Annotated in this window: 15 protein-coding genes; 5 read left to right on the top strand and 10 right to left on the bottom strand. The window is 35.2% G+C overall.

Annotation, left to right across the window (positions count from 1 at the left end):
• From Q0505_RS05410 to mnmE, 3 genes are all read right to left on the bottom strand, one after another.
• A partial coding sequence (locus Q0505_RS05410) for a phage integrase SAM-like domain-containing protein (RefSeq protein ID WP_299209953.1) occupies window positions 1–538 on the bottom strand: 538 nt, incomplete at its 3' end.
• An 18-nt stretch (window positions 539–556) separates the two neighbouring features.
• Entirely contained in the window at window positions 557–910 is a 354-nt protein-coding gene (locus Q0505_RS05415; protein ID WP_299209954.1) for a helix-turn-helix domain-containing protein, read from the bottom strand.
• A 242-nt stretch (window positions 911–1,152) separates the two neighbouring features.
• Entirely contained in the window at window positions 1,153–2,541 is a 1,389-nt protein-coding gene (gene mnmE, locus Q0505_RS05420; RefSeq protein WP_299209955.1) for a tRNA uridine-5-carboxymethylaminomethyl(34) synthesis GTPase MnmE, read from the bottom strand.
• An 81-nt stretch (window positions 2,542–2,622) separates the two neighbouring features.
• Between mnmE and Q0505_RS05425 the strand changes: the two genes are divergently transcribed.
• Entirely contained in the window at window positions 2,623–2,988 is a 366-nt protein-coding gene (locus tag Q0505_RS05425; RefSeq protein WP_299209957.1) for a DUF4870 domain-containing protein, read from the top strand.
• A 4-nt stretch (window positions 2,989–2,992) separates the two neighbouring features.
• Here the strand turns inward: Q0505_RS05425 and Q0505_RS05430 are convergent, their stop codons facing one another.
• Window positions 2,993–3,268 (bottom strand): DUF3817 domain-containing protein, encoded by a 276-nt coding sequence (locus Q0505_RS05430; protein WP_299209959.1) that lies wholly within the window; start codon window positions 3,266–3,268, stop codon window positions 2,993–2,995.
• A gap of 138 nt (window positions 3,269–3,406) precedes the next feature.
• Here Q0505_RS05430 and Q0505_RS05435 point away from each other — a divergent pair, with 138 nt between their 5' ends.
• Window positions 3,407–4,123 (top strand): SDR family oxidoreductase, encoded by a 717-nt coding sequence (locus Q0505_RS05435; RefSeq protein ID WP_299209961.1) that lies wholly within the window; start codon window positions 3,407–3,409, stop codon window positions 4,121–4,123.
• Between the two features lie 58 nt (window positions 4,124–4,181).
• On the opposite strand, the gene Q0505_RS05440 is transcribed toward Q0505_RS05435, so the two are convergent.
• Window positions 4,182–4,547: a hypothetical protein gene (locus Q0505_RS05440; protein ID WP_299209963.1), complete on the bottom strand. Its 366-nt coding sequence runs from the start codon at window positions 4,545–4,547 to the stop codon at window positions 4,182–4,184.
• Window positions 4,548–4,653: 106 nt separating this feature from the next.
• Between Q0505_RS05440 and Q0505_RS05445 the strand changes: the two genes are divergently transcribed.
• Both Q0505_RS05445 and Q0505_RS05450 read left to right on the top strand, forming a co-directional pair.
• Window positions 4,654–5,169 (top strand): DUF6155 family protein, encoded by a 516-nt coding sequence (locus Q0505_RS05445; RefSeq protein WP_299209965.1) that lies wholly within the window; start codon window positions 4,654–4,656, stop codon window positions 5,167–5,169.
• A gap of 104 nt (window positions 5,170–5,273) precedes the next feature.
• The gene (locus tag Q0505_RS05450) at window positions 5,274–6,797 is read left to right on the top strand and encodes a DEAD/DEAH box helicase family protein (RefSeq protein ID WP_299209967.1); all 1,524 of its coding nucleotides are present in this window, start codon (window positions 5,274–5,276) and stop codon (window positions 6,795–6,797) included.
• A gap of 123 nt (window positions 6,798–6,920) precedes the next feature.
• Here the strand turns inward: Q0505_RS05450 and Q0505_RS05455 are convergent, their stop codons facing one another.
• The 5 genes from Q0505_RS05455 to Q0505_RS05475 form a co-directional block, all read right to left on the bottom strand.
• Window positions 6,921–8,237, bottom strand: a complete 1,317-nt coding sequence (locus tag Q0505_RS05455; RefSeq protein ID WP_299209969.1) for a dipeptidase — start codon at window positions 8,235–8,237, stop codon at window positions 6,921–6,923.
• A 189-nt stretch (window positions 8,238–8,426) separates the two neighbouring features.
• On the bottom strand, window positions 8,427–9,533 hold the full coding sequence (locus Q0505_RS05460) for a hypothetical protein (protein ID WP_299209971.1): 1,107 nt from the start codon (window positions 9,531–9,533) through the stop codon (window positions 8,427–8,429).
• 181 nt (window positions 9,534–9,714) lie between these two features.
• Window positions 9,715–10,512 (bottom strand): TerC family protein, encoded by a 798-nt coding sequence (locus Q0505_RS05465; RefSeq protein ID WP_299209973.1) that lies wholly within the window; start codon window positions 10,510–10,512, stop codon window positions 9,715–9,717.
• Complete coding sequence (locus Q0505_RS05470; protein ID WP_299209974.1) at window positions 10,512–10,862, bottom strand: DNA topoisomerase IV; 351 nt, start codon at window positions 10,860–10,862, stop codon at window positions 10,512–10,514. The genes Q0505_RS05465 and Q0505_RS05470 overlap by 1 nt, the downstream gene beginning before the upstream one ends.
• Window positions 10,863–10,915: 53 nt before the next feature.
• The gene (locus Q0505_RS05475) at window positions 10,916–11,338 is read right to left on the bottom strand and encodes a helix-turn-helix domain-containing protein (protein WP_299209976.1); all 423 of its coding nucleotides are present in this window, start codon (window positions 11,336–11,338) and stop codon (window positions 10,916–10,918) included.
• 129 nt (window positions 11,339–11,467) lie between these two features.
• Between Q0505_RS05475 and Q0505_RS05480 the strand changes: the two genes are divergently transcribed.
• The coding region (locus Q0505_RS05480; protein WP_299209978.1) for a S41 family peptidase at window positions 11,468–12,180 on the top strand (713 nt) is incomplete at its 3' end.

The raw sequence follows: 12,180 nt of genomic DNA on the forward strand, positions 1-12,180 counted from the left end.
CCTTTTTTAAAACTGCAATAAAATGTTTATAATAGGAGGAAGCTGTGTTAATTGACAACTTCTGTTTAGCCTTGACCCTAAGATTGTTTGTGGTTAGCAAAAAGATGCGATATTGCCTAACATGATTTTCATTTAATTGATTCGTTTGAATATCCCCCTGGATAAACGTTTTAAAATAATTTAAGGATGCCCTCCACGCTAGATAATTTGAATAACTACCTATGTTTAGTCTTTCTTCAACTATAGTATCGTAAAAAGTTACAAAACTAACATTTAAGTGTACGTTTTCTTTCAAACCAAATTCTTTGTCTCTCCATTGTAACAGACGTTTGGCTCTAATGATTTCAGCAAACTCAATCGTCTTTTTATTATGGGTTTTTTCAGTAATATCTTTTGGTTCTGCAAAAATCTGTAACTTCAAAAATTCACGTCTTGTTGGCTTTCCTGTTTTCGGACTTATAATAGGTGATGAATAGTCTAGGTAAAGACTTAGCTTGTTATTTGCTAGCTTCTTTTTGCGCACAGTCACATTTGCCATAATTATATATTTATAGAATTAAGTGAGGAGTTTTTCAATCTCAGACTTTTTAATTCGTGTTAATCGCTCAGAAAGATTTGAAGCTTTGAGTTCGCCAATTTTAATTAGTCTGTAAACAGATTCTTTAGAAATACTTAGTAGTGTAGCTGCTTCTTTAACGGTCAAATACTCTCTTGCTTGTATAATTTCTAAGGGTTCAAACTTAATTTTGAATGTTTGGACATTCGACTTTTTCACCTTTTTAGCACGAATTCTTTTCTTGTAGGCAATTTTAGCACAGTTGTCCCCACAAAAACGAGTCACCGTTGTTTTCGCAATAAATGGATTATTACAATTTTCACAAATTCTCTTAACTCTAATATTAGAACTCATTTTTTAATAATCTTTAACATCACTAAATACCGTTAGGTAGAAACAAGAAACATTAAGTATTTTTAAGTGTTATAATCTCCCCTTAAAAACAAAAGTAATATTAAAAATGAAAACGAGGTACAAAATAGGTACAAAAAATACCAAAATTCAATAAATAATATTAAACCTCGAATACTGTATAAAAATATAGTTAACTGATTAAGTGTATTTTATATTATTTTAGTTTAGTATTTTTTAGAGCACTACTTCCCAATACAAAAATTAGCAAAAATATTTCCTAGCAACTCATCATTGGTAACTTGTCCAGTGATCTCTCCAAAGTGATATAAAGCTTGTCGGATGTCAATTGCCATGAGATCTCCAGAAAGATCGGTATCGAGGCCGTATTGTACTTTTTCGATTTCCTCTAGAGCTTTCAATAAAGCGTCATAATGTCGAGAGTTGGTTACGATGGTTTCATTATTACGCAAAGCTCCGGTGTTTACGAAGTCTAATAATTTCGCTTTAAGCGCATCAACACCTATGTTTTCTTTAGCAGATAGGATATGGAGGTTGGAAATTTCTGATTGCAGTTTTTTGATATTAGCTTCAGTAACTTGATCAATCTTATTGGCAACGACCACTAAGGGTTTTAAAGGAAATTGGTTTTTTATTTTTTCAATTTCGATGGTAAACTTTGTACTAGAGGTCAAAAACTCTTTGGCACTAAATAGTACAATAACCACTTGCGCCTGTCCAATCTTCTCAAATGTCTTCTGAATGCCTAGACCTTCTATTACATCAACCGTCTCACGAATTCCCGCTGTATCTATAAACCGGAATCCAATCCCGCCTATGGTCAATTCGTCTTCGATGGTATCACGGGTAGTTCCTGCAATATCAGAAACAATAGCTCGCTCTTCATTTAATAAGGCATTGAGTAGGGTAGACTTCCCCACATTGGGTTCGCCGACAATCGCTACAGGAATTCCGTTTTTAATCACATTCCCCGTCGCAAATGAGTCAATAAGGCGTTTGAGTACTTTAGTAATCCGTGCAATCAGTTCTTTAAACTGCGTACGATCGGCAAACTCTACGTCTTCTTCAGAGAAATCAAGTTCAAGTTCGATGAGGGATGCAAAATTGAGTAGTTCCTGACGTAACTGTGCAATCTCATTAGAAAACCCACCTCGCATTTGTTGCATCGCTATTTGATGACTCGCTTCATTATCACTGGCAATAAGATCGGCGACAGCTTCGGCTTGAGAGAGGTCCATTTTCCCGTTGATAAAAGAACGTAAGGTAAATTCTCCCGCTTGTGCAGCGCGACAACCTTGACGTAATAATAACTGTATGATCTCTTGCTGAATATAACTAGAGCCATGGCAAGAAATCTCAACCGTAGGTTCTCCAGTATAAGAGTTGGTTCCTTTAAATAAAGAAACTAAGACCTCATCTAGTACACGCTGTCCATCTACAATATGTCCTAAATGGATGGTATGTGTTTTCTGTTTAGATAAATCTTTTCCTCGTTTTGATCTAAAAAGTGGCGTACATATCGTGATGGCATCTGGTCCAGATACACGTATCACGGCGATAGCACCAGCACCCGCTGGACTTGCCAATGCAACAATAGTGTCTTGTGTGTTCATTAGTGCAAAATTACATAAACGTGTAACATTTTAAAGCAAAACACTACATATATAGTGTAATCAATCATAAAACAATCAAAAATGGAAATTGTACATCAAGAAACAGCGTTAAGGGAAGACAAACAGTTATTGGTTCTTACCCACTTATCACAACTATTAGACTATGTGACAGGATTTGGCGGATTTATTGTACCACTCATTTTGTGGATTACCAATAAAGACAGAGTCATCGGTATGGATGAACACGGAAAATCGATTCTTAATTTTCAAATAAGCTTATTTATATATGCGATCCTGTGTATTCCTGCTATATTACTTTTAGGATTAGGAATCATCGGATTGATCACTCTTTGTATCCTTGCAGTTGTATTACCTATTGTAAATGCAGTAAAAGCTAGTAATGGAGAAGCGCCTAACTATTATATTAGTATTCCGTTTTTTAAATAAACGACTAATCCCTTAAGTATTTTTTATCCATCCAAAACGTTCCAAATGGGATGACAGAACATGCTAAAACAATAGCCAGTGTTTTGTTGTCCCATTTTCTTTGGGGCTTCATAAGAATGGCAAAAACGATATAGGCAAGAAAAAGGAATCCATGCGCCATTCCTATCACTTTATTAGGCATCCCATTGTCCCAAATATACTTAAGAGGCATGGTGACAAATAAGATGAGGAGAAAAGAAATACCTTCCAATACACTTAAAATTCGGAATGATTTGAGCATTGTTTTTTAGTTTTTGCAAAGATACTATCGAGGCAAGGATTAGGCAATCTATTACTGTAGACTTATGATGTTAAATTTGATATATTCTTTATACGCTTTCGCGAAAGCGGTTGTAACTTTACCCAAAACTGAATACTTATGAATCAATTTAAAGGAAAAGTCGCTTTAATTACAGGAGGCACCAAAGGCATAGGATATGGTATTGCAGAAGCATTATTGAAAATGGGGATGCGAATTGTGATCACAGGGCGTGATAAAGATACAACCTTTAAAGCCGCTTATGAGCTTACGGAGAATGGAGGAAAGGTATTACCACTAGCGGCAGATGTGCGCGATTATAGTGCAATGCAAATGGTTGTAAAAGAAACTCTTGATGCGTATGGGCAACTAGATGTCCTGATTGCAAATGCAGGTGTAGGTCATTTTGCGCCGATTAGTGAATTAACCATTGATCAATGGAAAGAAAGTATAGGCGTGAACCTTACAGGGGTGTTTCATTCTGTAAAAGCAAGTTTGGAAGCGATCAAAAAATCAAAAGGATATATTATCACGATTTCTAGTCTAGCGGGTGCCAACTTTTTTGAAAAGGGAACGGCTTATAATGCTAGTAAGTTTGGGGTCACAGGGTTTACACAAGCGCTGATGCTTGATGTGCGAAATGATGATGTAAAAGTGACGACCATTATGCCAGGATCTGTGAGTAGTCATTTTGGAGGTCGTTCTCCAGAAGATGGTAAAGATTGGCGTATCCAACCTGAAGATTTAGGACAAATGGTTGTAGACTTGTTACAGATGCATCCTAGAACATTACCGAGTAAAATAGAAGTAAGACCTAGTAAAACTGGGAGTTCATAAAAAAATAGCCAATGATCAACGTTGATCATTGGCTCTTAAAATAATAGGGTTATACGTTCTAGTATTCGTTAAGTGCTTTTACATATTCTCTTAGCTCTTCTTCATTTACTTTCTTGTCAATATCACGTATCAAACAGAAGAAATAGTGAAGACTCTCTTTAGGGTCAACTTCCGAAGCTTCGATTTCTTCACCTTCAATTGGCTCATCTTGAGGAATTGGAATCGCAAATGTTTCGTTTTCTTCAATATGCTCAGCAGCTAGGCGAGTTGCTTTTGCAAGTAAAGGAAGTTCTTCTTGGATAGTATATGGGCGTAAAGCTTTCAGATCTTCTACCACCGTATTGATAATAATTCCATTCTGAGAAACATCTTCAATGAGTTTGTTTATCAGTTTTACGGCTTTTGAATTTTGAAGTGTTTTCATATTGGTGAGTAGATTTTTGTATATCGTGGTTTGCAAATTTAAGTTTTTGTAATGCTTTTCACCAATATAATTTATTATAAATTCGTTTGTATTTCAATATTAATATATGAGTAAACGTGCGCTTAAAAAATATTTAGACGAGTTAGATCAAGAAGCTCTTAAAGAACAGGTTATAGATTTATATGATCGGATTCCTCAGGTAAAGACCTTTTATGATTTTGTGTTTAATCCTAAGGAAGATACGCTTATTGAAGCTGCAAAAATTAAAATAAGCAATGAATATTTTCCTACAAAAAGGAAAAGAGCCCGTAAAAGGAGGTCGGTTGCTCAAAAATATATCAAGCAATTTAAGCTGTTGGGAGTCGATCCTAAATTACTAGCCGATTTGATGCTGTTTAATATAGAAATCGCTCAAACGTATAGCGCTTCTGTACTTCAAATGCCTGAAGCTTTTCATAAAAGTATGCTTACTTCTTTTAAAGAAGCGCTTCAATACCTTAGTTATCATCAACTCAAAGAGGATTTTGGATCAAGAATAGAATCCATTATAGAACAATCAGAGTCTCAAAAATGGTCTAATACAGATCTTTTTGAAGAAGTTGCCAACGACTTTGTTGATTAAATGTTGATAGCCCTTGTGAGATTTATGAGTTATGCTTTCGCGAAAGCATAAAAATCACTTAGTTTTGCAAGATTCCATTCTAACCACTTTAAAGAACTGTATTTTTGAGTCATATTTTACAAGAAAATAAAACAACAGAAAAAGAATTATACGATTATCAGTTAAAAGATCTTGATGCCATATTTGATTGTATGGATAGATCTAATGAAGACTATAATCTACTATATCAACTTCCTACGGGAGGAGGAAAAACGGTTATTTTTTCTGAAATCGTGAGAAGATATATTAAAAGAAATAACAAAAAGGTAGTTATTCTTACACACCGTATAGAGCTTTCTGTACAAACATCACGTATGCTTTCTGAGTTTAAAGTGCCAAATATGGTCATTTCTAGTGATGTGAAGTCTCTAGAGGGGGCTAAAGATTATATGTGTTATGTAGCTATGGTAGAAACATTAACCAATAGATTACAGGAGGAGCAAATAAGTTTTGAAGATGTAGGGCTTGTGATTATAGATGAAGCGCATTATAATTCCTTTAGAAAGCTTTTTAGTTACTTTCACAAATCGTTTATACTAGGCGTTACGGCGACTCCTTTAAGTTCTAATATTAAGTTACCTATGAAGGATAACTATGATGAACTTTTAATAGGAGAAAGCATCATATCTCTTATAGAGAGAGGATTTCTTGCAAGAGCAAATACAATTTCTTACAATGTAGGATTGTCTTCCTTAAAGTTGGGTATTAATGGAGATTATACGGTCAAATCTTCAGATATTTTGTATACTGACGCATCTATGCAAGAAAAATTACTTGCGGCTTATGAAGATCAGTCTAAAGGAAAGAAAACACTTATTTTTAATAATGGTATTAATACGTCTAGGTACGTTCAAGAAACGTTCTTAGAAGCTGGATATGCCATACGTCACTTAGATAATACAAATAGCGCAAAAGAGCGTAAAGAAATTTTAAAGTGGTTTAAACACACACCAGATGCTATTCTTACCTCTGTAAGCATTCTTACTACTGGTTTTGATGAGCCTACTGTAGATACGATTATTCTAAATAGAGCTACAAAATCTTTGACTTTGTACTTTCAAATGATTGGTCGTGGTTCCCGTATCCTTCCTAATAAAAAGAATTTTAAAGTATTGGATTTAGGAAATAACGCAGCTCGTTTTGGACTGTGGGAAGCGCCTATAGACTGGAAAGAGATTTTTAAATTTCCAGATTTCTACTTAGAAAATCTAATAGGTGATGAAGATATCGAGCGTAACTTTTCGTATGTAATGCCTCCAGATTTACGTAAAGAATTTACAAATACGGATAAAGTCTATTTTGATATCAAAAAAGAGTACAAAAAGGTGGTCGCCGAAGGGAAAAAAGCCAAAACAGCACTAGATAATGCCGTAGAGCAACACGCAATTATGGTGGTAGATAATAGTGAAGATGTATTTGATGCACGTATTCTCGCTAGAAAATTAAAAGATGATATTGCGTATCGTGTACGCCAGTATTCTTATAGTATCATGAATAATACACAAAATTATAGAGACTGGCTTCAGGAAGATTATGAACGTAAATTACGTTTACGTATCAATCAAATATGTACGGAGCGGGATATGTAAAGTGTTTATGTATTTTCCTAGTTCTTCATATACCTAAAAAGAAAAGCGTAAGATAGTCTTCTCAAGAGAGCAGAATTGTCTTACGCTTTTCTATTGTTTTCAGTTTTCTTCTGTCAATGATCTTTATACTTTTTGTATTTCTTTAGCGACAACTTGCACTTCGTCAAGTACTCGAAAAAGATTACCACTCCAAAGTTTTTCAATTTGTTCTTCGGTATACCCGCGACGTACCAACTCTATGGTAACATTCATTGTTTCTGAGGCGTCTTCCCAACCTTCAATACCACCACCACCGTCAAAATCTGAAGAGATGCCTACGTGCTCTAATCCCATTTTTTCAACGAGATAGTCAATATGGTCTACAAAATCAGATACATCAACAGCAGGAGGGAGGTCTGTCATTGTGGCTAGTTTTTGTTTTTGTATTGGAAGCATTTTCATATATGCTTCAAAATAGGCCTCTCGCTCTTCTGTAGGTAATGCAAAAGCAGCTCTTCGGTCCATCCATTGCACTCCCATAGAATCTGCAATCACTTTTAGGACTTCAGTTTCTTTAGCTTGTCTAGCTTCATTTTTTTTGGTGTTAAGGTAACTTTTGAAAGCGACGGTTTGTACCACGCCTCCATTTTCTTTCATCCATTGTAATTGCTCATCATCCAGATTACGACTATGATCACATAAGGCTCTAGCCGAAGAGTGGGAGGCAATAAGCGGTGCTTTGGTGAGAGCAATCATCTGTCGCATGGCTTCTTTACTTGGATGAGAGACATCTATCATCATGCCAACACGGTTCATCTCTACAACGACTTGCTTGCCTAAATCACTGAGTCCGTTATGTAACCATACGTCATCTTCCTCTCCTGTATTACTATCGCTCAATTGGCTATGTCCATTATGAGCTAAAGACATATAACGACCACCAAGGTTATAAAACTTCTCCACATTGCTAATGTCTTCTCCTATAGGATATCCATTTTCAATACCAATCATCGCTACTTTTTTACCAGACTTCCAGATACGTCTCGCTTCTTCTGATGTGGTGGCTAGTTGGATTTGATCTGGAGCAATATCTTCACAAAGTTTATGGATAGCATCAAATTTTAACATTGCATTCTCATAAGCCGCTTTATATCCATCTGCATTTAAAGAGTCCTGCCCTGTATATACAATAAACCACGGCACATCGAGTCCGCCTTCTTGCATTTTTGGAAGATTCACTTGTGACGTTAGCTTTTGGGTATAATTAATAGAATCTGTAAAATTTTTGACATTAATATCGCAGTGCGTATCTAATGTCATGACATTTTTATGAATCTCTTTGGCTTTGGCAAGTATTTCTGCTTCCGTCATAACTGTTGTGGTTTCTATTTGTTCAGGAGTACCTTCTTTGCAAGCTATAGAAAGTAGTAAGATTGCGACAAGGATGATTGATTTATTCATAGTTAGTTTCTGAGTTTTAAATTTTAAAGATACGTAATGTGTCTAAATTTAATACAAACAATTTAAAACGCTGGTGGTATGGTTTTGTATGCTTTCGCGAAAGCGCACAAAAAAGCATATAAAAAGGGAAGTCCCCAGTGCTATTTGCAACAGGGGACTTCCCAAACTAACCAACCAAAAATCTATTTTTTATCCTCTACGAGATCTGTTTGAAGAAGCTCTTCCTTTTGAAGAACTAGAGTTATTTCTACTGGTGCTTCTTGAAGCAGTATTTGATTTTTTATTAGAAGAACTACGTTGTGTTGCTCTTGGAGCGGTTGAACGTTCAGTTCTTGAACTTTTTGCACGATTGCTAGAAGATGGGCTTGAGTTTCCTTTAGACGTGTTTCTGTCATTTCTAGTAGCTACACCTCTTGAGTTACCTTTAGACGTGTTTCTGTCATTTCTAGTAGCTACACCTCTTGAGTTTCCTTTAGATGTGTTTCTGTCGTTTCTTGTAGCAACACCTCTTGACGTATTTCTGTCATTTCTAGCTGCAATACCTCTTGAGTTATTACTCGTTGAAGCACTTCTAAAACGTGTATTATTACGATCTACATTATCACGACGTCCATTGTTGTGGGCTACACGTCCATTTGAAGGGCGTCTAAAGTCACGTCTCGAGTTATGATATCCATTTGCATATCCTCTATAGTAATTGTCTCTATGGTATCCGTAACTGTATCTTAAAGGCGTATAGTATCTTCTATATGGAGTTGTATATACTAAACATCTATTAAATAGAGGTCTGTAAAAATAAGAGTGAAACGGGCTGTACACATAATATCTGTTGTAAGGATTAATAAATCCAGTGTAGTGTGAGTATACTCCGAAGTTGTTATAGTGTATATACAATCCTCCAACTTGTACGAGTCTGTTGTTTCTATAATTGATACGTACATCTCCTGCTTGTGTTAAACGACCGTAATAATCGTAGAATAAAGGAGTGTTTTCTATTTGAATAACAGCTCCATAATCATCATACTGTACGTATGGATCGTAATCAAAGCCAGTATTAAAGCTTATACCTATAGGGCCAGCATTCACTCCGATGCTTACGCCTTCTGTATATTGAGGGATGTAAAAATCAAATTCTCCGTCTGGAAATACTGAAAATTCAATGCCATTTTCTATAAATATGTATTTGCTACCGTCATATACAGTACCACGACGAACAGTGTTTGTTGTTTCTGCAGCAACATAAGTAGTAGACCCTATAGTAAGTAGACCGATGAGTAATAATGCAAACTTTTTCATAATATAAGTTTTTAGGTTCATAACTGTGTGCTTAATTGATAAACACATTTGCTATATAACAAGTTGCGTGCCAAAAAACTTAAACACCTAATTATCAGTGTTATAACATTAAGAGTGAAAATACTGTAAAAAAAAGAGGCTATCGGTGAATAGTCGCTTAGATACTTTTAAGTATATATTTTTATTTTTTGGTTGTTGCTTTCTTCCGAAAGCGAAAATTAAGAAACTCTACAAGAAGAGAGAATGCAATCGTAAAATAAAGGTATCCTTTAGGAATACTTCCTATTTCTGATCCAAAAATATTAAGATGTGATAAATGTGCAGCTTCTGCAATAAGCATAAACCCTATAAGAATAAGGAAGGAAAGTCCTAAGATCTGTAATGATGGATGCTTGTTTATAAAATTCCCCACTGGGTTTGCAAATAGCATCATAATAATAATAGAGATGACCACAGCAATAATCATGATGATGAGCGCATCGGTAGGGTTAGGAGAAAGTCCGCTAGTCATTCCAACAGCAGTAAGGATGGAATCAAACGAAAAAACAATATTTATGACTGCAATTTGAACAATTGCTTTTGTTAGAGAAGAAGAACTTTTGTCTTTAATTTCTTGTTCTTCAACGCCAGTTTCGTCTACTTTTTCGTGTATTTCATGAACACTTTTCCATAAAAGGAAAATTCCCCCAGCAAATAAGATAATAGCTTGCCAGCTTATTCCTACAGTCAGCCAAGAATTATTAATATACCAAAAAGGAACGCTTAATGCAATAAGATATGAAATGCCAAACAATAAGGCTATACGCATACCCATAGCAAGTAATAGTCCTATGCTTGTTGCTTTTTTTCGGTCTTTTTCAGGAAGTTTATCTGAAGCAAGTGTAATAAATATAATATTATCGATTCCTAAGATAATCTCAAGGAAGGTAAGTGTAAGCAATGCCACCCATGCATCTGATGAAGAGAAAATTTCGAACATTAGTTTAGTTTTTTAGCGGTTCCTCTTTGTTTTTTATTTTTTCCAACGAGGGAGTATTCAAAGGTATAAAATTCTCCTTCCGTGTATAGAATCTTCATATGAACAGCTTTTTGCTCGCTCATACTTTTTGGATGTATCTTTTTGACAATCCATTCACAATCATTGATCCATCTGATACTAGAGGAATCTACTGTATTATTGAAGTAGGCTATTTCAAGAGTGTCATCACGTGTAAAACGTGTAGTAACGAGCGTTCCTTCTATAAGTTCTTCATAGCTAAATGATCCTGTTTTAAATGCTTTGCAATCTCTTTGAGGGGTATTGCAAGCTATCATTATGATGAATAGCACAAGTAGACACAATATATTTTTTATCATACTGTAAAAATACGAAATTGTGAAACCTAAGAGGTCTCATAACTTTCAAAAGTGCCGTCTTCCATAAAAATAATAATCCTCTTTATTTTTTTACTTGACTCATGGTGATACAAAGAATTTGCGATGGTAGTAGTCGCATCTTTATCTTCACTTGTTTCCTTGGTGGAGTTGGGATATTGCTTTATTGAATTGGTAGTAGGAGTGAAGGTGCTATGTTCTTCAGTTTTTGGGAACGTACCTTTTCCTTCTAATAACCAATACAAATCTACTTGAGAAAATGTCTGAACAATTTTCATCACAAAGTCTAAACTTGGCTTATTACGTCCTGATAAAATATGTGAAATAGTAGCACGTCCCACTTGAATTTTATCGGCAAAAGTTGATGCTGATAATTCGTATTCTTTGAGAATTTTCTCTAGTCTTTGTATGAAATCTTTATTGTTTACCATTGTAAATTGTGTAGTTGCAATATATACGTTACAAATGTATATTTTTGATGTTTACCCCACAATGATTCCTCAATATATTTATTATAAATAATAATACTTTATAATTTATAAATCAGCAAGTTAGTTATAATGGAAAAGGAAAGAAAATTGACCCAAATTTCTCAATTAGAACATGCAAAAAGGAAATCTATGTGGGTTGGTTCAAAAAAAATACAAACCACGGAATTATATTGTATAAATGAAGATATGACAAAAATGATATTGAGTAAAATAAAATTTGCCCCGGCTTGGTATAAAATATTTGATGAAATTGAAGATTATAAATTAATGTCTACGGGTCAATACGGAGGAATTGGGGCGATCATTCGCCAGCAAAACGAGGTTGTTATGGTTGTCGATCCTCATGAAGGGTTTCCGGCTCAAAAAGCTGGTCTCCTGGCTGGAGATGTTATTTTAGAAGTCAACGGAAAGAGTGTTGAAAATTTAACCTCAAGTGAGGTTTCTGAAAAACTTAAAGGTAAGCCTGGGACTGAGGTAACGTTAAAAGTGGACCGAGCTGGAACACCGATTACAGTCAAAATTGTGCGTGAGGAAATTAAATTTAGTCCCGTGCCCTATTACGGAATGGTAAGTGAAGATGTGGGCTATATCAAATTGAGTTCATTTACAAAAACGGCAAGTCAAGATGTAAAATCAGCTTATCAAGATTTGGAAGACAAGCAAGGCATGAAAAAACTCATATTCGACCTTCGAGGTAATGGCGGTGGATTGGTTATTGAGGCGGTGAAAATCGTCAATATGTTTGTAGAACAAGGGACTGAAATTGTTTCCATAAAAGGAAG

It is taken from the genome of uncultured Dokdonia sp., assembly GCF_937910895.1.
Lineage (GTDB): Bacteria > Bacteroidota > Bacteroidia > Flavobacteriales > Flavobacteriaceae > Dokdonia.